Raw genomic sequence first — 21,107 nt, 5'->3', positions numbered from 1 at the left:
AGCTCTGTAAGTCCTACTGTCCGTTTTCTGTGTGTTCATCCCTACAAAATCCTAAATTGTGTAAAAACAAAAAAGGCTCCGGGTTATCCGGAGCCTTCRCAAATAATGTTTTATTRAAAATTATTTTTGTTTGAACTGAACGCGACGGTTTAATACACGTCCTTCTTCGGTTGAGTTATCAGCAATAGGKTTGGTTTCACCAAAGCCTTTTACTTTCACTTTTTTAGCATCAACACCAGAGTTAACCAGGTAAGTTTTTACAGAGTTAGCGCGATCTTTTGATAATTGTAAGTTGTGAGCAGCAGTACCTTCAGATGAAGCRAAACCATCAACTTCAACACCTTTACCAGCAGCCCTTAAGTCGGCAGAAGTAGCATCTAATACWGGGTAAGATGAAGTGCGTAATACTGAGCTGTCAAATTCAAACTGGATGTTTGAGTAAGCAGTACCCACAGGGGCAGCAGCAGCAACAGTATCTTTAGGGAATACAATAACGCAACCAGAACCATCAACCACGCTACCTGCAGCAGTACCCGGGCATTTGTCAAACTGATCAGCCACACCRTCACCGTCTGAATCTTTTTTCAGGTCGTTAACAGCAGTTTCCACATTGGTAACACGGCCTTTTAAAGCTTCTACTTCCTGGCGTAAAGCAGCATCGTACAATTCATCATACATTATAGCAATTGGGTTAACCCAATCAATGTTCGGTTTAGATTTTGAACCGAAAGTATACTCTAAACCACCATAAGCATAAGCRWAATGRTCTTTATAGGCTTGTCCRCYCCTGGTAGTWTKGAAACCGCTAAAGTTGTAGCCATCAATAAAGTTGGCRGTATAGCCAATRTTAAGGGCAAGTGCATCAGATAATTTAACTTTAGCACCAACACCAAYCGGAACRATTAATTCTTTTACATAATGTTTAGAACCATCAGTATTAGTGTWAGCCAGAGCTGTACCAGCATTGTCAACCCAGGTTGGGTGGTAAAATGCTAAGCCGGCACCTGCAGAAGTGTAAAAGTTAATTGCGTTTTTACGGTGTARGAAGCTAATGCTTCCAAATTGCCATATTCCGCTTAAGGTTCCAGARTAAAAAGTTGTTTCAAAGCTGCTTCCATTAAAGCCATGGCCCGGATCGCCATTGTTATCTCCCTTTACTTTACCGCCATGGAAATCTAATTGTAACCCAAATGGATGTGAAAGTTGTTGCCTAAGAGAGACACCGTAGCCAAGGGCAGGTTTAAAATGAGATGTTGCATCAGTTCCAAACGGGATCATTGCTGAAGTAACACCAACATTGGCACCAATGCTAAATGTTTTGTACTGACCAAGACCACCAAATACTTTTGGAGTAGTGGTTTCAGACGAAGTAGTTGCTGTTTTGGTGGAATCGGTTTGAGCATTAGCCATACCTATAACCATCAAAGAAGCAAATGACAATACGACTGTTTTCTTTAATGTAGAATAATTCATAGTTTTTAAGATTTGTTTTTAGTGAAATACCACTAAATGTTTTAAATTAATATGCTATATAACCTATAAATAAGATAAAAGTTTTCGGTATGAGAAACTTTATTTAATTTAATAGATTGGGAAAGAAGCGGACCGCTTTCGTAGCAGTTGTTGTAATTACTCTCTTTGCATTGGATGTTAACCTTTATGGGTTTTGCAATATGAATATTGAGTGTTATGCGGCGAAGCTTACGCTGATGCACAGGGGGTTGAAGGCGCCTTGCAAACTGCGGATATTATGCTTAAAAAAGTTATCGAAAACCAATCAGTTAGTAAACTTCAATGCGTTTAATCAAAAAAAGGAATAAATAGCTTTTAATAAAAAAAGGCCGCCCCATAGTTACTTATGAGACGGCCTTACTTTTATTGAAAATCGGGGGTTAGTTCTTATATAGTTTGATGCTAAACACCTGGAAATAGTTGCCGGGATTGCCATTTCCAACCACGTTTCCTAAAAATCCAATTGATACCACCTGCGGCGTGGTAAGTGTAAACGTAAAGCTTCTTACTTCCCTGGAAGTTGGATTCGTTTTACCCACGGTAGCTCCATTGTACATAGCAACAGATCCTAATGCCGTAGAGAGGTCTGCAAGTACCGGGAGGCCGTTCCCGCCCGCTGCAGCGATACAATAAACAGAAGAATTTAATTGAACTTCTGAATAGGCATCAAATGAAACGGTATACTCTCCTGCAGGTAACGGGGAAGATGTAGGTTGATAGATTATCCCATTTACAACGGGGCTATTATTCCAGGTTTCCCAATTAATAACCCCGCCCGCGTCGGAGCTATAGCCACCGTTCACGCCATTATCCTTATTTTTAGCGGCCGCATTTGTAATCCATGGCGCTGCAAGCGTTCCCCATCTTCCATCATAAGTCGCTCTTTGAAAAGGGCTTGTTACGTTTGATAAATAAATGCTGGTTACTTCGGCTTTTACAGTATGGGTTTGATAGTCTGTATAAAAAGTATCAATAGCCGTTTTAGTTGGTTTGAAAGTTGTACGGTAGCTGATAGCGCTACCCGCTTTAAATTTGGGCAGAGAGGTACTTAAATCGGTTGGCTCAGATGTAATTAAGGTGTCGTGCTGTTTATTGATGGCATCGGTATATTTAATTCGCATCGAAATTAACCCATCATCGGCATTTACATCGGCCCAGTTAATCAGGGCAGATCCATCTGTTTGTAGTTCGGCTTTGGCTATGCCACGATTGATGAGCGAACTTTGGTACAGGGGGCCATATACATTACCTGCTAAAGTAACAGGGATAGATATATGCCCTTCATTATCATAAGTGCGGATCTCGAAGGTCATTATACCTTCAGGTAAACTGGGTATAAGCAGTTTAGCTGTATCAACACCCGATGTGCGGGTTACCGGTATTTCTATTGAATCCTGTTTACTGTTCCAATATACCCGATATTTTACAATTTTAGGGTCGGATGTAAAAAGACCGGTTAAAAGCACCCGGTTCCTGCCCGAAAATATCTGTACCGAATCGAGTTTGCCCGGGTATATAATTGGTCCGTTCGGCTCGTATTTCTTTTTATAATCATCCATTTTAGTGCAGGCGCTCATGACAAACGCTGTTAACACTAAAAGGAAGTATGATGTTATTTTATAATGTTTCATAATCAAAATTTAATTGAAAAAGTGCTTGTACACATTTACTACTTTCCAAATAAGGTAAACTCGCTGATACTCATAAAGTACGATCCTGTCCAGTTGCGTAAGCTTCTGATCCTGATATACCGGTATGAGCTTAGCCCAGCCGGAAAATCAAAGCCCCAGCCATCGTGTGCATATTTGTAATCGGCAGCAGTTTCTGTACCAGATGGAGACCCTGATGGTTTTACAACGTTACAGGTTACTAATTTTGTCCACGAAGCATCCAGCGCACCGCTCACATTTGGCGTGTTTGATCCCCAGATCTCGAAGTCCCTTAAATTTCCTCTTACGTAGTATACGTTACCAATCTCGATAAAAGGATTAAGTATAAAACGGCTGAATACACGCGGTTTACCCAAATCAAGGGTTATCATTTGCGGGCTGCCTGCTTTCTCTTCGGTAAACACACAATTTGGCCAGCCGCCGGTAAAGTTTCCATCATAAATTTTGCTTGGAATTGTGTAATTATAAAGCGGTATCGCATCACCTGGCAGGGTATAACTCGACCAGTCGAGTTTTGAAAACTGTTCCTCATAAAAAGGAGTAAGTTTTAAAAATAAAGTGTCGGACCGGTTTAAAAATCTGTCTCTCACAAAAAATGCGTATTTTCTTTCAACGGCAGGCTGCCCTCTCACGGCGGCCTTAATTAAAATACTGTTACTGTAAATGTTATCCATCCCTTTTGGCTGCACAAATAAATTGTTATTGGCCGTATCAACCAGCGGTACAATGGCCAGGTTGTCTTTACTTGGGTTATCGCAGGCCACATTAAAACCACCGAAAGTAGCGGTGATTTTAAGTGATCTGAAAGCAAGTATATAGGGAGGGGTTAATGGGTTTACGGTAACGGAAACCGGTGCCGATGCCTTTTCGCTCGAGTTTACCGCATATAGTTTCACCACATGTGCCAGGGTATCGCCAAAACCATCCACTGTTAAGGTATTGGTGTAGTGCGATGCAATTACTTCGCGCGTTTTGCCTGGCGAGGTTTCATAAACAGCTTTTACGTAAAAAAGATCGGCATCGCCAGGCAGCGTGTATGTTAAACTGGCTTCGCCGTTTTGGTTTTGTACCTGCACGTTGCTAACAACTCCGGGGGCGTTGTTATTGGTTGCGGTAGGCTTATTGAGTGTTTCCTGCTTGCAGCCGGTTGCTATTATTGCTAATAATCCGATATATAAGGCAGCTCGAAATTTCATTGTTTCCATTTTAATGTTTTTAGTATTAAACATATTGTTGCTATACATTTACCAGTTAGGGTTTTGAACCAGGTTTTGGTTAACCAGTAAATCATTTTCCTGTATTGGCCATAAATAATCACGCGGGATTACAAAATGCCTTGAATATATGGACCTTTCACGGTAATACAGTTCAGGCGAATTTTCACTTATCGACCATCCTGTTACGTTTCCGTTAAGCTCAACACCTGCGGTCTTCCAGCGCAAAAGATCCCAAAAGCGGTGCCCTTCAAAACAAAGCTCAAGGGCGCGTTCGCGCTGAATGATTGATCGCATTCCGTCTTTAGTAGTGTATTTGGTTGGGTTGATGCTGAAGTTTGACCATGAATCCTGCACGGTAGGCAAACCAGCTCTCGCCCTTATACGGTTTACATAGGTATATACATCGGCTACCGGTCCCTGTACTTCATTTAATGCTTCGGCATAAAGTAAATACAAATCAGAAAGGCGCATTTCGGGCCAAGGGTAATTGATATAGGTAACCGTTGCCCACTCGTAATGCCAGTTAAGCGCTTTTTTCATATAAAAGCCGGCAATTGGTATTGGCGATGATTGGCCTACTTCGGCACCACGCGCTTTCAACCACCAGGTATCTTCGTCGGTTTTGGTCGGGCTGTTGGCCATATACCATACACCACGATCAAATCCCAGGTCGGCATAATAACGTGGCTCCCTGTCAAAATTAAGCCGGGCAGTAGTTTCTCCTTCTTTGATGTTAAAACGTTCATTGTGATTGCCAACCCGCAATTGCGATATGTTGCTAAAATCAAGCGTTTTATCTTCATTAATAGGCACGCCGTTTTTAGTATAAAACATTTTGGCCATTTTTATGGTAGGTCCCAGCAAAGGACGGTTCGCCGATTTTGCGGCATCAGCATTATTAAAATCATACTGGCCTGCACACATCGATTGGAAGAATGAATTGTAGTTGATATTATTATTTGCTGTTAAGCCCCATATCAACTCATCATTCCATTTTTCGCTCATCGCATTCCTGATGCTCATTTGCGTCATGGTAGTTTGGCTAAGCGGTGTGGTTGGCACAGGGAATGTATACAATTGTATATTTTGCGCCTCGCAGAAATCGATGGCTGCTTTACAGGCGTCAGCCGCACGCCGCCATTTTTCGGCACTAAAGGTTGAATTAAATAATTGCTCGCCGTCTTTGTTTTTGAATGAATTATAATCCGGATTGCCATTAAACAGTGGACTTGCAGCAGTTACCAGTAATTTTGCTTTCATGCTTAAAGCGGCAGCTTTGGTAACGCGGCCAAGTTCGCTGCCTTCATTCCTGATTGTTAAAGGCAATTTGGCTGCTGCCAGGTCATATAAACCGGCTATGTAGTTCACTACTTCGTCAACCGGGCGGCGTTTTACCCTCACCTCGTCGATAGACGCGTCAATAGGTAAGTTTTTATCGATAACAGGAATTGGCCCATAAGCCCTGAACAACTGGAAATGATAAAAAGCCTTTAAAAACTGGGCTTCGGCAATCCAGCGCTCGCGGGTATCAACATCCAAATCGCGCACCTTTGTCAGGTCGCTCACATTTTCGATAAAAACATTACAATCGCGTATAGCCCTGTAGTTTCCCGCTGCATCCCTGGTACCGTTCATATAATTGGCTATAGGGTCTGATGAGTTTTGGAAACCCCTTGGTAACTGTAATACGTTTGTTGACCRGATGTGATTTGCCGGGTCTTCTACCCAAACCTCATCACCTGCCGTAAGTCCAACGTTATAAGTAGGATCGGTTTCCGTAGGCAAATAGGAGTAGCAGGTAAACAAATACTTTTCTGCCTCGGTTTTTGAAACAAAAGCATTGGCTATTGTTGATACGTTATCAGGAACTACATCCAGGAATGATTTTTTGCAGGATGATACCGGCAAAATCACTATAAAAGCCACCAATAGCAAGGCGATGCGCCCATTAGGTGCGTGACTTAGTGCTGTATGCTTAATTTTTTGTATAAAATTACTTTTCATATAATTGATTTGAAAGCTTTTAAAATTCTACCCTTAAGCCTAAATTAAATACCTTTTGAATTGGATATCCCAGGCCCGATGTGCCCATTTCGGGGTCCCACATCTTAAAGCTGCTTAGCGTTAATAGGTTTAAGCCGTTTACGTAAATACGGGCACTATTTAAGTGGACGCTTTTAAGCTGGTTTTTAGTGAAATTGTACCCAATCTCGGCCGATTTTAAACGTAAAAACGAGCCGTTACGTAACCACCATGTAGAGGTTTGGGTATTGTTGCCTTGTATATTAGTGCTTAAACGTGGCCAAAAGGCATAAGGGTTCCGGTTATCTTCCGACCAATGGTCATCAGCTATTGAACCTAACAGGCCGCTTTGGTTACCCGAAGTGAGCTTGTTTGGCTGCAGACCGCTGATTAGATAAAAAGGCGAAATATCTCCGGAATTGATGATAAATGACGACCTGGCCGATCCCTGGAAAAACGCGCTGAGGTCAAAGTTTTTATAACCAACGGAAAAACCAAAGCCATAAATAATTTCGGGCACAAGCGGGTGCCCAATCGGCACCACATCCGAGCTGGATATTTTGCCATCCCCGTTCATATCGCGGTATTTAATATCTCCGGCTTTATAATCGCCAAAGCTTTGTACCGGTGAGTTGGCTGCATCCACATCATCAATAAATAAGCGCTCGGCAACAAGGCCGTAAATCTGGCTTAACGAATTACCTATCTTGCTCAGGTATTTCAAATTATCGTTATATACAGGCTCTTCGTTTTTTAACAGCTTACTTTTAGCGTAGGTAAGCGTTCCACGCGACTGGATCCAGAAAGAATTGGTGAAATTTTTCTTATAATCCATGGCAACATCAACACCCTTGCTGGATGATTTGCCTGCGTTTGATGATATATTTGCCTGTAGGCCCATAGAAGTAGGGATGGTGCTCCTTACCATTAAAATGTTATCCCGTTTGTTTTCGTAGGCATCTAAGGTTAAATTAAAGTTTTTTGCAATGGTTAAATCCATACCTATATTGGTTTGCCTTGATTGCTCCCAGGTAATATTTTGGTTTTCATAACGATAGGTAGCCACACCGGGCCTGCTATAGGTATAATTAGTGCCAAACTGACCGTAGCTCCCGTTGTTTAAGTTAACATCCGACAGGTAAAAAAATCTGTCGTTTGCCGATCCAATCTGGTCGTTACCCACTAAACCGTAGGTGAACCTGAATTTAAGGTTATCGATAGTTGAAAGGAGTGGTTCGAAAAACTTTTCGTTTGATACCACCCAGCCGGCGCCCACTGATGGGAAAAATCCGAAACGGTGGTTACTTGCAAAACGCTCGGAACCATTGTAGCCAAAGTTAAATTCAAACAGGTAGCGGTTATCATAACCATAAGTAAACCTGCCCGATACACCCTGGTTGCGGGATGGTAGCGATAATTGTAACGTAGGCGCATTAGCGGTAAGATAATTACGCATAGTACCAATTAACAAACCGCTGATGGCATGCTTCTGGGCAAATGTACGGTTGTAGTTTAAAGCAGTTTCAATATAAGTAGTGGCGTTGGATACACTTCCTCCGGGGCTGTAGGTTAAATACTCGGTTGGTGTGGCGCCTATACTTCCCGACGACCCATCGTTAAGTAACGTTAAGCCGTTAAATTGCCCATTCAGTATATTCGATTGATAATAATAAGGGCTATACTGGCGTGCTACCGCGAAATACGAATAGCGGGTTGTGTATGCCATTACCCTTGCCGATAAGCCCTGGGTAATAAAATCAAACTTTTGGTTTAAATTTAACTGGGCGGTTAAAGTACTGGTATTTGAGCTTTGGAAGCCTGAAAGTGATTGCGCATAAGGATTGATATACAGGCCGCCACTGGGAATAATGGCATTACCAAACAAAGGGTGGTTTACATAAGGTAATAAATTGCTTGGGTAAATAGCCGGAAAGGCTACCGGGTTGCTCCATAAGGCATTTAAAAAGGTAAACCCTCCGCCGTTTATAGGACCATGATAGCTATCAAATTGTCCTTTTAAACTAACTACAACTTCTGTAGTTTTAGTTAGGTTTAAGGTGGTATTTGATAAAATAGAGTATGATTGCAGCTTAATGTTGTTGCTGAAATTATTGAGGCTATTTTCGGCCAGGTTACCATTGTCAATATTATAGGTCATGGCTAAATAGTACCTCGCTTTTTCTGACCCCCCATTGGCATTCATGTTGAACCTTTGGTTGCTGGTTTTGGTTTTTATCAGCTGTTTAATCCAGTTATTGCTGGGATATAACAGCGGGTCATCGCCATTGGCTGTATGATCTATTTTGTTTTGCGAATAGGGTAGGGCTCCCAATGGGTTACGTGTAAGCACCGCCTCGTTAGCCAGGGTCATATAAGTAATATTATCAGCCAGATCGATATTTTTGATGTTGGACGATGTCGAATTTTCGCCGCGCATATTAAATTTAACCGCGCCTATATCGCCACGTTTAGTAGTTACCAGTATTACGCCGTTTGCACCGCGCGCACCGTATAGTGATGAAGCGGTGGCATCTTTTAACACCGAAAAACCGGCAATATCATCAGGTTGTAACCGGGCCAGATCTGTAGTTGAGGATTCAATACCATCAATTAAAATCAGCGGGTCAACTTTACCGGCGCCAAAGGTACCAACACCGCGTATAAAAAACTGGGCATTATCAGCGCCTGGTTCGCCGCTGCGCTGGTATGATATCATTCCCGGTACCACACCGGCAAGCATGGTGGTAAGGTTACTTGAAGGGCCTTTAAGCTGTTTGGGGCTTATGGAGGTGATGGAACTTACCAGGCTTGACTTTTTCTGGGTACCATATGCCACAACGGCAACCTCCTCGAGTGCGGTTTTATCGGTACCAATGGTTACATCTAACACATAAGTTCCATTTGATGGCTGGTAGTTGTTTAAATCAAATTCCTGGGTTTTAGATCCTACAAATGAAAACGTGATGATGGTTTTATCGGTTCCCTTCAGGTTAATTAAATATTTACCGTTGACATCCGATTGAGTACCTATACCTGTACCTTTTACTTTAACACTTACACCAGGCAGGGTAAGGCCCTTCTCGTCGATAACTGTTCCTTGTACCGTTTTGGACAATGGCGTTTGTGCCTGCTCCTTTTTGGGAGTTACCGGGGCTGGTTTTTCGGCCGCAACTTTCTCAATTACAATAAGCTGGTCGCGCAATACATAGCGTAGTTTTTTGCCTTTTAAAAGGAACGTAAAAACATCTTGTAAACTGGTATTTTGAAAATTAACAGTAACAAGTTCTTTGTCGTTTAAAATGCTGTTACTGTAAAAAACAGTAAAGTCTGTTTGCTGTTTTATTGACTGAAATACCTCGGCCAATGTAATGTTAGCCTTTTTGAGTGTTACCAGCCCCGGGCTTTGCGCTTGCGCGTAAGAAGACTGGGCGACCCATAAAAAAATAAAAACAGACAGTAGCAGCCGTCGGTAAAATAAAATTTTCTCCATAGTTTATTGGTTTATAATTTGGTTTTGACTAAAGACCGCTTCTGAGCAAAACGGGTGAACGGAAAGAATTTTTTTATTGTTATTTTGACAACTAATTATAAAATAAAGGTGCTTTCATCAGATTTCATAACCAAAAAGACCGGTTTTCAATTGAAAACCGGTCTTTTTGGTTAAACATAACCGCGTAAATAAATAGATTAAAAATTTGAAATTTACTTTCAGTTAATACCCGGTTTTAAAATTGCTTCATCTTTTATTTTAAAAGGTGCACTATTTTATATGTAAAACCCCATCTGTAATGGTTGCTTCCACATCGGCAGAGGACTTAAGATTTTGGATAAAAACCTGTACAGATTTGTTTTTAGCAATGGCACCGCTAAATGATTCTTCTGCCCTGGCCGGGTTATCAAAAACAACCTTTAAATCAAACCAGCGTAGCAGCACTTCGCTGATATCGCTTAATTTTTTATTATGGAAATAATACATGCCATGCATCCAGGCCAATTCAGTGCCGGCATCAAAGGGCTGCTTTAAAAAGCCTATGCCTGGCGCGTAAACAGCCTGGTAGCCTGGTTTTAACAATGTTTTTTCTTTATAATGACCACTCGTAGATACTGAACCCTCAACCAGCGAGGTTGTGGTGATGTTGGAGTTATAGGTGTTCACGTTAAATTCGGTGCCAAGTACCTGCACGTCTGTTTGGTTGGTATGAACAATAAAGGGGTGAGCGGCATTTTTTGCCACCTTAAAAAAGGCCTCTCCTTTTAAATATACTTCCCTGGTATTGCCTGAAAACGAAAAAGGAAAACGCATGCTCGAAGCAGAATTTAGCCAAACCTGCGTCCCATCAGATAAAACAATCTTATAATCTAATTCCGGGGGTACCAACAGTGTGCTCCAATCCTGTGTTTTTGCATCATCAAGCTTGTAACTTAAGCCATTCGCTCCTTTTTTTAACCGGGCAAATGGTGTATTGATAACCTGTTTACTGGTATCAGAAAGGTCAATATGCTGCCCGTTTGCCATTTGTAACTCAATGGCTGGCTTTTTATGTTTTTTAACCGCCACTATATTAGAAACAGGATTTGCCGCCCAGTAATATATGGCTGACAGCGTAATACATAGTAAGGCTGCTACAGACAGCCATCGCTTAAAACCCAATTGTTTAACATTATTTGGTTTTACATATCCAAGTTCGCCCTCAATTTTATCCCATGCTTTGTGTTCGTCAATACTGTTAAAAAATGTTTTAGCTTTATCCGAGGTTAAGGCATGCTGCATCTCATCCCACATCTGTTGTACGTGTGGGTCCTCTTTTATTGCATGCTGAAGTAAATTATCATCCTCCTCACTTATCGCACCTGCAATTTTGTCTATTATTAATTCCTGTATATATGTATTATTATATGCCATTATCTATAAGACCGGATTATGAATAAAAGGGTGAACTATTCAGCACTTTTTAATCCTTCTTTTAAGGTTTTAACTGCCAGCTTTAAATGCGTTTTTAATGAATTGATACTAATACCCATTTCAAAGGCGGCTTCTTTATATTTTTTGTTTTGGTAATGAACTAATGTAAAGGCTTGCAATCGCTGTATAGAAAGGTTTGCCAAAACTTTTTCTGTATAAATTTCCTGTGCAGGTACTTGTTCTGCCTCTTCTATTTCTGTAAGTGTGTATTGATAGTCAACTAATTTCTTTTGGATTTGCGTTCCCTTTTCAACCCTTTTCAAACACCTGTTACGGATGGCTGTTTTTAAATAAGCGTTTAATGAGGAGTTGATGTTTTTATATAATTGCCTCTCCCAAAAATCGAGAAACAGATTTTGCACGGTATCTTCGGCCTCCATTTCATCCCGCAAAATATAAAAAGCTGATACGTTGAGCAGCTTGTAGTATTTTTTGAAGAGTAATTTGAAGGCCTCCTGGTTACCCTGTTTTAATTGCTCAACAATTTGATTGTCGTCCAAAATTTCCATGAAATACTATATAATTGGTTATATCTGCATAGAATGGGCTCCAATGCAAAGCTAATATATAGATATTTTAATTGTTAAAACAACAGTTAAACAAAAAAAATAAAAAAAACATGAAAATAGAAGCTATAGGTTGGTATATGGATACATCCCCATAGCGAAAAACTCAGACCAAACGCTTTATTTTCTCCTGATCATGAGCAAGCCGTTAGCCGTGGTGGCATAAATAACACCTTTTGAATCCTGAACCAATTGATAAATTGTATGACCGGGCGCAGGGGAGTTGTTGTTGTGATAGTTTTCCCAGCCACCGTTCAAATTAAACCTTACCAGGCCCGATTGATCTGTACCGATCCACAAAACGCGTTCAAACTTATCATACAATATAGTGTTGACATGGTTGGAGGGAATTCCGGAATTTTTATCGTTTAAATGAAGCCAGGTGCCGTCAGCTTTTAGCACCGCTATTCCCTCTTTGTCATCATCGCCACCGGCTTTATTGTAGCTAATCAGCGAAAAGTAAAGATTGCCGTTTTCATCTTCGGCCGCGCCAGAAATGCAGGCGTTTTTTAAAGGTGTATCAGATGTATTAAATGTGGTTGGCAGCAGGTTCCTGTCAATCATGATGTTGCCTTTTGATGTACCTATCCATAAACGTTTCTGGTTATCAACATAAGCGTAATATACATTGCTTGAGGGGAGCAGCGGTATCGTTTTTTTATTTAATACTACTACCTTATCCTTTCTTACCACCACCATGCCATCTTTAGTGGTAAAAAGAAGCTCGCCGTTACGACTATTTAGGATATGAGTAACCCCCGATTTTATAAACTTTTTAAAATCATATACCTGCCAGCCCGCATCGGTACATTTATATATCCCATTGTTAATATAAACCCACTTGTTATTGTCTTTGTCAATAGTCATATCCTGCACGGCCGTTTCGGAAGTAAATGGCGAGTTATATTCATTAACCGGATTAAAGTTTGTACCATCAAACCGGGTAAATCCCCTGGCAGTAGCATACCATAAAACATCGGCTTTGTCTATAGCAGCAGCCTGGCTGACATTATCCGGTAGCGGTGAATTATACTTAGTCCACACGGTGAATTCATAATTTTTTAATGATGGATTAGTATAAAGAACGTTTTTGTTATAAACAACAGGATTGCCGGGCGGCGCTAATTGAGCCAGGTCCATTCTTTGCATCTGGCTTGATATTCTGCCATTCGCGATATGAAAAATCACATTCACAGATGCAGATACACGTTTGCCGTTTTCAATAGCTGGTTTCCAGATACTTCCGTTCAGGAGCCGGATCAAATCGGCGGTTAATGGGCTATTGGTAATATCGGTGTGGCTAAGCACACAGCTAAACCCCGAGGGTTCAACTAAAACCTGGAACGTTACCGACCCATTAGCATCTTTAAATACGTATTTACGATTTATTTTGTCGGATATCTGATCAAGCGTAAACTGAGAACAGGTAGCTTTCGGGCTGCCGCAATCCATGCAATAATTTTCACTACTACATAAATCTACCTTTTCCAGGAAAAGATTTTGCGCGGAGACCACTGCTGGTAAAAAGAAAATAGACAAGCTTATAAGCGATAGCTTATAAATTTTTGTTGGGGATAACAATATTAACATTACGTTTATAAATTAACGAAAGCTAATTCAAAACACCAAATGAATGATATGTTAAATAATGTTAAGTAAAATGACCGATTGTTAAAGCCGGTGCCACACGCTCATCAACCCAATCAAATAGAATGAATTTCCACGATTGCAGCTGAGGATTGAGTGGGACAGCGTTGATATTCAACGTTTTTCTTATAAGAATTTTTTAATTTCAAAATTGTTGGTGATATTAGTTGAAACCATCCAATGGAAGCCAAAGAAATCTTAAAAGCTCATGTAGCTAAAATAGCCATGTTAACTGATGTGCAGTTTGATTATTTCTTTTCGCATTTTAAAAAACTGAGCTTTCAAAAAGGACAGGCGATTATTACCGAGGGCGATAAGGTAGATTGTGAATACTTCGTGATCTCCGGCTGTTTAAAATCCTTCTTTATCAACGATGATCTTAAAATGTTCATTCTGCAGTTTGCCATGCCCAACTGGTGGGCATCAGATTACAATGCATTATATAATAATACCAAAGCTACCATCAACGTAGACTGCATTACCAATGCCGAAATACTTTGCCTTAGCAATGGAGATAGGGAAAAGTTATGTAAGGAACTTCACGATGTTGAGCATTTTTTTAGGTGGAGGACCAATAAAGGATACGTTGCGGCTCAAAAAAGGCTGCTGTCGTTCATGAATAATAATGTGAAATACAGATACGAAGAGCTTTTGAAACTGTATCCCGAACTGTATAATATTGTGCCTAAAAACCTGATTGCTGCATACTTAGGTGTTTCAAGAGAAACCCTTAGCCGGCTTTACAATACCTGAAAAGTGATGTACATCACATAAATATTAACTCATTTCAAATGTGATGTAGGTCACGCAGCCACCTGAAATTTCCTGCCGTACTTTGTTGTGTAATTAAAAACATAAATAAAATGGAAACTCAAAAATTTGAAATCGTAAGCACCCAAAGCAATATCGACTGGGTGGGCAGAAAGGTAACCGGAGCACACAATGGTACCATCGCCGTTAAAGAAGGTGAACTTATTTTGAATGCAGGTAAACTTACCGGCGGTAAATTCATTATCGATACCACCTCTATCAAAATACTGGATGTAACCGACCCTGCAACCAATGCACAATTCGCCGGTCACCTGGCCTCTGATGATTTTTTCTCTATTGAAAAATATCCGGAAGCAACTTTGCAAATTACTTCAGTTTCAGGCAACCACGTTGAAGGCAATCTGACCATCAAAGGCATTACACATCCTGTTGGTTTTGATGCAGCGATCAATGTAAATGGCGACTTGGTGGCTACTACCGGAAAGCTGGTAATTGACCGTACTAAATATGGAATAAAATTCCGCTCGGGTAATTTCTTTAAGGATCTGGGCGATACGCTGATTTATAATGATTTTGAACTGAATGTAAGTGTAACCGCTAAAGCTGCCTGATAAGCAGTTTTAGCATAAAAATTAAAGCCATGCCATACGTAAAAATTGAAGTAACCCGTGAAGGAGTTACAAGAGAACAAAAACAGCAACTGATAAAAGGGGTTACCGACCTGTTGAGTGATGTATTGAATAAAGACCCGCAATTAACCTTTGTGGTAATCCAGGAAGTTGACCTGGACAATTGGGGCCATGCAGGGGAACAGGTATCTGTGCTGAGAGAAAAAGGTATAACTGCTGATAGAAAATAATATAATGAAGAAGCAAACAATAATAGTTACCGGTGCCTCATCTGGCATCGGTAAAGAAATAGCCCGCCATTTTTTAGCAAACGGCGACAATGTAGTGATCAATTCGTCAACTGCCGAAAAATTAGAACAAACTTACCAGGAACTGGGTGGGGGCGAAAACCTGGCTATGGTAACAGGTAATGTTGCTGACAAAAGCACAGGCAAGCAACTTTTAGCAACCGCCATAGAAAAATTTGGCTCGGCAGATGTACTGGTAAACAACGCAGGAATATTTGAAACCAAACCATTTCTTGAAGTAGACGAAGCTTATCTCGACCGCTTTCTGAATACAAACCTGAAGGGAACTTACTTCACCACCCAGGCCATTATCCCTCAGATGCTGAAACAGCATGATGGTGTAGTGATCAATATCGGCACGCCTTTAGTCAATCACGGCCTGGGCGGAGTGCCCATTACTGCACAAATGGCATCAAAGGGTGCTATACATGCGCTTACCATACAACTGGCAGCTGAGTTTGGTAAAGATAACATCAGGGTGAATACGATTGCGCCCGGCACCATCCGTACCCCAATGCATGGTGATAACGCCAATCAAGCTGCAGGTTTACATTTGCTAAACCGCATTGGCGAAGTAGAAGACATCGCAGAAATGGTTTATACCGTTGCCAAGAGTAACTTTATTACCGGCGCTATTATCAACGTAGATGGTGGTATAGGAGCCGGGCACAACTTGAATTAATATGAAAACGCTTTTATTGACCGCTTTTTTGTCATGCACTTTGCTGGTATTAAAAGCGCAAAATTCAAAGAAAATGGAAACTAATCAGCAAGATTCATTAGCCATCACCCAGGTGCTCGAAAATTATTACTTCAAAGGTATCTACGAAGGCGATATTAGTACACTGAAACAGATTTACAATCCCGGTACTTTATTGTTCGGGGATGTTAAGGGGCAGCCTTATGCCAAAACGCTCGATCAGTATCTTGATGGTGTTGCTCACCGTCAAAGCCCGAAAGATTCGGGCAAACCTTTTAAGGGAACAATCATTGCTATCAACGTGGTCAACTCTATAGCTGTTGCCACGGTACATGTTAAAATGTACGAGTTTAATTATGATGAGTTCCTGTCATTTCACAAAATAGATAACCGCTGGTTGATTGTTAATAAAATGATTGCAGACGTGGCGGAATAAATTTTAATGTTATGTGGTACCAAACAAAAGCATCCCAAATACTGGGCATTCAATATCCTATCCTGCAAGGGCCGTTCGGCGGCAACCTGTCATCTGTTGATCTGGTATCAACAGTATCTAACGCCGGCGGACTTGGGGGTTACGGGGCTTATACACTAAGCCCGCAGGAGATAATCGAAGTAGATAAGCAGATCAAAGCGGCAACCAACAAGGCTTACAATATTAATTTGTGGGTTTCGGATACAGATGCTGTGGATGGTACGGTTTCAGACGAGCAGTTTAAACAGGCCCAAACGTTATTCAAGCCTTATTTTGATGAGCTTGGAATTGCCCTGCCCGAAAAACCTGCTGTGTTTACATCCCGTTTTGAAAACCAGGTAGAAGTGATCCTGCACCAGAGGCCACCGGTATTTAGCTTTGTGTTTGGTATTCCATCTGCAGATATTCTTGAACAATGCCGCAGGCTTGGTATTGTTACCGTAGGAGCCGCAACTACACTGGATGAAGCCATAGCGCTGGAATCTGCAGGGGTTGACCTCATTATTGCTTCAGGGTTTGAAGCGGGAGGGCATCGCCCATCATTCCTGGCACCGGCAGAATCATCTACTAACGGGACTTTTGTATTGCTCCAGCTGATAAAAGAAAAAGTAAAAACCCCGGTTATAGCCGCAGGTGGTATTGCTAATGGAAAAGGTGTTGCCGCAGCATTGGCGCTTGGCGCCGATGCCGTGCAGATTGGCACCGCTTTCCTGGCGACTGACGAATCAAATGCCACAGCAATTCACCGGCAAATGTTGTTTTCAGATGCGGCTAAGTACACTACCTTATCTCGGGCATTTACCGGGAGGCTTGGCAGAGGAATAACCAGCCGCATTGCAAAAGACCTGGTGCATAAGGAAAAAGGTTTTCTTCCCTTCCCGCTGCAAACACAGTTTATGTCGCATTTAAGAAAAGCAGCTATAGAACAGGAAAAATGGGATATGATTCTGTTCTGGGGCGGACAGATAGCGCCGGTGCTGAAACATACAAAAGCCGCTGAACTGATGAAATCCATAATCGAAGAAACCAAAGCATATTTTGACCATTTAAAAGCATAATGTGATGAACAATTCAAAAGTATGGTATGTAACAGGGGCCTCCCAGGGATTGGGGCTAACCCTTGTAAAAAAACTGCTTGCTCAGGGCTACCGTGTTGCAGCAACTTCCCGGGATGCGCGAACATTGGGCCAGGCGGTTGGGCTGATAGACAGGGAGCGTTTTCTTGCGTTGGCTGTCGATTTAAATAACCCGGATTGTATTGATGAATCTATACAGCAAACGCTGGCTGCATTTGGACGGATTGATGTGGTAGTTAACAATGCCGGCTACGGAATGGCCGGAACAGTGGAAGAAATAGCTGAACAGGAGATCCGGAACATTTTTAATGTTAACGTACTTGCAACCATAAATGTGGTAAAAAGTGTTCTGCCGGTAATGCGCAGTCAAAAATCAGGCTATATTATAAATATCGGTTCGGTGGCTGGTTTTGTGGGTGCTCCCGGCTGGTCTGTTTATTCGGCCACCAAAGCTGCGGTGGCTGCTTTTTCCGAAGTGATTGCACTGGATGTTAAAGAATTTGGAATAAAGGTTACCGTTGCAGAACCATCAGGCTTCCGCACAGGCTTTTTAACCAAAAACTCACTTGCCCTAACCGATAGTAAAATAGAAGGTTATGAAGCCGTAAAAAGCACGCAGGATCGTTACCTGTCTATGAATGGGCAGCAGGCAGGGGRCCCCGATCGCGCAGCGGAAATATTTATCGAATTAGCCGAAACTCCGGAGCCGCCGATGCACTTGTTTCTGGGGAATGATGCCTATAACAGGGCTTCGGAAAAACTGGCTGCAATGTCTGCTGAATTGGAACAGTGGAAATTGACAACTACCGGCGCAGATTTTAAATAATGACCGACATTTAAATAAAATAACACCAGTAGCTTACCAACAAAAAATAGTTAATTTGAGCCGTCGGCTTAACTAAGTATGATGTTCCTGAAAACGGGCAAGATCGCGGGCCATTGCGATCTTGCCCGTTTAGCGCTTCCAACGGTAACGGGTGAATATTGCGCAACCGAACATGCCATAAGTATAAAGTTAGATGATTGGACAAAAGATAAAATAAACAAAAAACAATAATTAAATATGAAAAAGCTATTGAGCAACAGTTTGAAGGTTTTATTAATGATATTGGCTTTATACAGCCGGGCTGTTGCTCAGCATATTTCAAATGAACCGACACAAATAGCAGTAGATCTATCGAAGCCTATAGCCCCAATGAAACCAATTTGGGCCTGGTTTGGTCACGATGAACCTAATTATACCTATATGAAGGATGGCAGGAAACTGCTTACTGAACTGGCAGCCTTAAGCCCTGTACCCATTCATTTGCGGGTACATAACCTGCTTACTACGGGCGATGGTACCGCGGCCCTGAAATGGGGATCGACCAATGCTTATACCGAAGATGCAAACGGCAAGCCTGTTTATAACTGGCACCTGGTAGATAGTATATTTGACACTTATATTAAACTGGGGATTAAACCATATGCCCAAATTGGTTTTATGCCCGAGGCATTGTCAACGCATCCGAAACCTTACCGGCACTATTGGAAACCTGGAGACAATTATAATGATGTTTATACCGGCTGGACCTACCCACCCAATGATTATAATAAATGGGAAGAGCTGATATACCAATGGGTAAAACATTCGGTTGAAAGGTATGGGAAAAAAGAGGTAGAAAGCTGGTACTGGGAAGTATGGAACGAACCAAATATAGGCTACTGGAAAGGCACCATGCCCGAATTTTTTAAGATGTATGATTATGCTGCCCATGGCCTTAAAAGAGCCTTACCAACCGCCAAAATAGGCGGACCAGAAATAGCCGGAGGATCGAGCCAAAGCGGGATGAAGTTTTTGAAAGCCTTTATTGAACATTGTGTAGCCGATACCAATTATGCCACCGGCAAAATAGGTTCGCCGCTGGAAGTGATATCATTTCATGCCAAAGGGCAGCCGGCAATAACAAATGGCCGCGTGTGGATGAATATGGCCCCTCAGTTGCGTGATATTGCCGAAGGATTTAAAATTGTGGCATCGTACCCGCAAACCAAAAATGTGCCGATAGTTATAGGCGAATCTGACCCCGAAGGCTGCGCTGCCTGCGGTATGGCTACCAATCCATCCAACGCTTACCGTAATGGCACCATGTACTCCAGCTATACTGCGGCTTCCTTTGCCCGTAAATACCTGCTGGCTGATTTAGTTGGTATTAACTTTATGGGTGCTGTTTCCTGGTCGTTTGAGTTTGAGAACCAGCCCTGGTTTTATGGATTTCGTGATTTAGCTACAAATGGTGTAGATAAACCCGTGCTCAATGTGTTCCGGATGTTTGGCAAGATGACGGGGCAACGGGTAACCGCTTTAAGTAACCATATGTATCCGCTGAAAACAGTTTTGGATTCCAGCATCCGGCAGCAAACCGATATTGGTGTATTGGCTTCGCATGATCCCAGGTCAGCATCTGTAATGATCTGGAACTACCATGATGAAGATAAACAGGGATCGCCCGAACCAATAAAATTATCAATTAACCATCTACCGGCAAAAACAGTTACCGTAACACATTACCGTATTGACAACGAGCACAGTAATTCCTACGAATTATGGAAAAAAATGGGGTCTCCACAAACGCCCACACCAGCCCAGGTAGCTGAATTAGAAACAGCCGGACAACTCCAAACACTGGGTAAGCCCCTAAGGTTGAGAAGTAATAATGGAAACCTGGTAATGGATATTTCATTACCACGACAAGGTGTATCCTTAATTAAATTAAACTGGTAAAACCAACTTTGGGGTAAAATATCATTTTTGTTTTGGCGCTATTTTGAACTGCCATAGCGGGGAAAAGGATGAGTTAACTTTTGATTGCTATACATAAATAGTTACAAGGTGTAAATTATTATAACATTTTCGTTACAATTGCGTAGCTTTAATATTAATTCAAAACCAATTTAACCCTAATTTAAAGAAGCCCAATGTCCGGATATGATGGATATACTGATAAGGAATTGCTCGTTTTAGTAAGAGGAAGCGACAGAACGGCGTTTACTGAACTGTATGACAGACATTGGGATACTGTATATTCTCAGGCATTTAAAAAACTAAACGATGCTGATGTCGCAAAAGATATTACCCAGGAAGTGTTTATCTACCTATGGACCCATCGTGAAACAAATCTCATCGAAAATCTTGAAGCCTATTTGTTTAGCGCTGTCCGCAATAATATATTCAGGTTCCTGAAAAAAGAGAGTCGGTTTATTTGTATTTCTGATTTAGTTCTGGAGGCAAGGGCATTCTGTTCCGAAGCTGATGCATTAATATTACAAAAAGAACTGGTCAACTCCTATGAGTTGCTGGTTAAATCCATGGCGCCTGCTCAGAAACTAATATATGAAATGCGTTTCCACGAGGATTTGTCGACCCTTGAAATTGCCCAACAACTTAATATTTCCCGAAAAACTGTGCAAAATCAACTTACAAGAGCTTTAACTCTGCTCAGAAGTTCACTGGCATCTATTGCCATTCTTTTTATTTCACTCCGTTAATTGCTAAGAGTTTCCTTTGTTTGATAACCTATAAAGTGATGTGA

General features: G+C 41.5%; 18 protein-coding genes. 10 read left to right on the top strand and 8 right to left on the bottom strand.

Annotated elements, in window-relative coordinates; translation table 11 throughout:
• Positions 1-120: 120 nt before the first annotated feature.
• From AC1DO4_RS18420 to AC1DO4_RS18385, 8 genes are all read right to left on the bottom strand, one after another.
• Positions 121-1,473: an OmpA family protein gene (locus AC1DO4_RS18420; protein ID WP_477418451.1), complete on the bottom strand. Its 1,353-nt coding sequence runs from the start codon at positions 1,471-1,473 to the stop codon at positions 121-123.
• A gap of 419 nt (positions 1,474-1,892) precedes the next feature.
• A complete protein-coding gene (locus tag AC1DO4_RS18415; RefSeq protein ID WP_477418449.1) occupies positions 1,893-3,143 on the bottom strand; it encodes a DUF4998 domain-containing protein in 1,251 nt (416 codons plus the stop codon).
• Positions 3,144-3,181: 38 nt separating this feature from the next.
• A complete protein-coding gene (locus AC1DO4_RS18410; protein ID WP_477418447.1) occupies positions 3,182-4,378 on the bottom strand; it encodes a DUF5000 domain-containing lipoprotein in 1,197 nt (398 codons plus the stop codon).
• 48 nt (positions 4,379-4,426) lie between these two features.
• Positions 4,427-6,403, bottom strand: a complete 1,977-nt coding sequence (locus tag AC1DO4_RS18405) for a RagB/SusD family nutrient uptake outer membrane protein (RefSeq protein WP_477418445.1) — start codon at positions 6,401-6,403, stop codon at positions 4,427-4,429.
• 19 nt (positions 6,404-6,422) lie between these two features.
• Entirely contained in the window at positions 6,423-9,911 is a 3,489-nt protein-coding gene (locus AC1DO4_RS18400) for a TonB-dependent receptor (protein WP_477418443.1), read from the bottom strand.
• Positions 9,912-10,181: 270 nt separating this feature from the next.
• Positions 10,182-11,324, bottom strand: coding sequence for a FecR family protein (locus tag AC1DO4_RS18395; RefSeq protein ID WP_477418441.1), 1,143 nt, complete (start codon positions 11,322-11,324; stop codon positions 10,182-10,184).
• Between the two features lie 35 nt (positions 11,325-11,359).
• Complete coding sequence (locus AC1DO4_RS18390) at positions 11,360-11,893, bottom strand: sigma-70 family RNA polymerase sigma factor (protein WP_477418439.1); 534 nt, start codon at positions 11,891-11,893, stop codon at positions 11,360-11,362.
• Positions 11,894-12,070: 177 nt separating this feature from the next.
• The gene (locus tag AC1DO4_RS18385) at positions 12,071-13,540 is read right to left on the bottom strand and encodes a ligand-binding sensor domain-containing protein (RefSeq protein ID WP_477418437.1); all 1,470 of its coding nucleotides are present in this window, start codon (positions 13,538-13,540) and stop codon (positions 12,071-12,073) included.
• 237 nt (positions 13,541-13,777) lie between these two features.
• Here AC1DO4_RS18385 and AC1DO4_RS18380 point away from each other — a divergent pair, with 237 nt between their 5' ends.
• The 10 genes from AC1DO4_RS18380 (at position 13,778) to AC1DO4_RS18335 (ending at position 21,063) form a co-directional block, all read left to right on the top strand.
• A complete protein-coding gene (locus AC1DO4_RS18380; protein ID WP_477418435.1) occupies positions 13,778-14,350 on the top strand; it encodes a Crp/Fnr family transcriptional regulator in 573 nt (190 codons plus the stop codon).
• Positions 14,351-14,460: 110 nt separating this feature from the next.
• Positions 14,461-14,979 carry a YceI family protein gene (locus tag AC1DO4_RS18375; protein ID WP_477418433.1) on the top strand — a complete coding sequence of 173 codons (519 nt, stop codon included), beginning with the start codon at positions 14,461-14,463 and terminating at the stop codon, positions 14,977-14,979.
• Positions 14,980-15,008: 29 nt separating this feature from the next.
• Positions 15,009-15,227 carry a tautomerase family protein gene (locus AC1DO4_RS18370; protein ID WP_477408230.1) on the top strand — a complete coding sequence of 73 codons (219 nt, stop codon included), beginning with the start codon at positions 15,009-15,011 and terminating at the stop codon, positions 15,225-15,227.
• Positions 15,228-15,231: 4 nt separating this feature from the next.
• The gene (locus tag AC1DO4_RS18365; RefSeq protein WP_477418431.1) at positions 15,232-15,966 is read left to right on the top strand and encodes an SDR family NAD(P)-dependent oxidoreductase; all 735 of its coding nucleotides are present in this window, start codon (positions 15,232-15,234) and stop codon (positions 15,964-15,966) included.
• Position 15,967: 1 nt separating this feature from the next.
• Positions 15,968-16,420, top strand: a complete 453-nt coding sequence (locus AC1DO4_RS18360) for a nuclear transport factor 2 family protein (RefSeq protein ID WP_477418429.1) — start codon at positions 15,968-15,970, stop codon at positions 16,418-16,420.
• Positions 16,421-16,431: 11 nt separating this feature from the next.
• Positions 16,432-17,517, top strand: a complete 1,086-nt coding sequence (locus AC1DO4_RS18355; protein ID WP_477418427.1) for an NAD(P)H-dependent flavin oxidoreductase — start codon at positions 16,432-16,434, stop codon at positions 17,515-17,517.
• A 4-nt stretch (positions 17,518-17,521) separates the two neighbouring features.
• Positions 17,522-18,361 (top strand): SDR family oxidoreductase, encoded by an 840-nt coding sequence (locus tag AC1DO4_RS18350; protein ID WP_477418425.1) that lies wholly within the window; start codon positions 17,522-17,524, stop codon positions 18,359-18,361.
• 78 nt (positions 18,362-18,439) lie between these two features.
• A complete protein-coding gene (locus tag AC1DO4_RS18345) occupies positions 18,440-18,592 on the top strand; it encodes a hypothetical protein (protein ID WP_477418423.1) in 153 nt (50 codons plus the stop codon).
• Positions 18,593-18,598: 6 nt separating this feature from the next.
• Complete coding sequence (locus AC1DO4_RS18340) at positions 18,599-20,299, top strand: GH39 family glycosyl hydrolase (protein ID WP_477418421.1); 1,701 nt, start codon at positions 18,599-18,601, stop codon at positions 20,297-20,299.
• 194 nt (positions 20,300-20,493) lie between these two features.
• Positions 20,494-21,063: an RNA polymerase sigma factor gene (locus tag AC1DO4_RS18335; RefSeq protein WP_477418419.1), complete on the top strand. Its 570-nt coding sequence runs from the start codon at positions 20,494-20,496 to the stop codon at positions 21,061-21,063.
• Positions 21,064-21,107 lie beyond the last annotated feature (44 nt).

Source organism: Mucilaginibacter sp. P5_A6, assembly GCF_056400585.1.
Note: the sequence above shows the minus strand (reverse complement) of the source record. Positions and strands in the feature narration are given on the sequence as shown.

Coding starts and splice junctions, on each gene's coding strand:
- AC1DO4_RS18360 (WP_477418429.1), top strand. CDS start 15,968: ATGAAAACGCTTTTATTGACCGCTTTTTTGTCATGCACTTTGCTGGTA.
- AC1DO4_RS18345 (WP_477418423.1), top strand. CDS start 18,440: ATGATGTTCCTGAAAACGGGCAAGATCGCGGGCCATTGCGATCTTGCC.
- AC1DO4_RS18370 (WP_477408230.1), top strand. CDS start 15,009: ATGCCATACGTAAAAATTGAAGTAACCCGTGAAGGAGTTACAAGAGAA.
- AC1DO4_RS18390 (WP_477418439.1), bottom strand. CDS start 11,893: ATGGAAATTTTGGACGACAATCAAATTGTTGAGCAATTAAAACAGGGT.
- AC1DO4_RS18380 (WP_477418435.1), top strand. CDS start 13,778: ATGGAAGCCAAAGAAATCTTAAAAGCTCATGTAGCTAAAATAGCCATG.
- AC1DO4_RS18355 (WP_477418427.1), top strand. CDS start 16,432: ATGTGGTACCAAACAAAAGCATCCCAAATACTGGGCATTCAATATCCT.
- AC1DO4_RS18375 (WP_477418433.1), top strand. CDS start 14,461: ATGGAAACTCAAAAATTTGAAATCGTAAGCACCCAAAGCAATATCGAC.
- AC1DO4_RS18400 (WP_477418443.1), bottom strand. CDS start 9,911: ATGGAGAAAATTTTATTTTACCGACGGCTGCTACTGTCTGTTTTTATT.
- AC1DO4_RS18395 (WP_477418441.1), bottom strand. CDS start 11,324: ATGGCATATAATAATACATATATACAGGAATTAATAATAGACAAAATT.
- AC1DO4_RS18365 (WP_477418431.1), top strand. CDS start 15,232: ATGAAGAAGCAAACAATAATAGTTACCGGTGCCTCATCTGGCATCGGT.
- AC1DO4_RS18335 (WP_477418419.1), top strand. CDS start 20,494: ATGTCCGGATATGATGGATATACTGATAAGGAATTGCTCGTTTTAGTA.
- AC1DO4_RS18385 (WP_477418437.1), bottom strand. CDS start 13,540: ATGTTAATATTGTTATCCCCAACAAAAATTTATAAGCTATCGCTTATA.
- AC1DO4_RS18415 (WP_477418449.1), bottom strand. CDS start 3,143: ATGAAACATTATAAAATAACATCATACTTCCTTTTAGTGTTAACAGCG.
- AC1DO4_RS18410 (WP_477418447.1), bottom strand. CDS start 4,378: ATGAAATTTCGAGCTGCCTTATATATCGGATTATTAGCAATAATAGCA.
- AC1DO4_RS18340 (WP_477418421.1), top strand. CDS start 18,599: ATGAAAAAGCTATTGAGCAACAGTTTGAAGGTTTTATTAATGATATTG.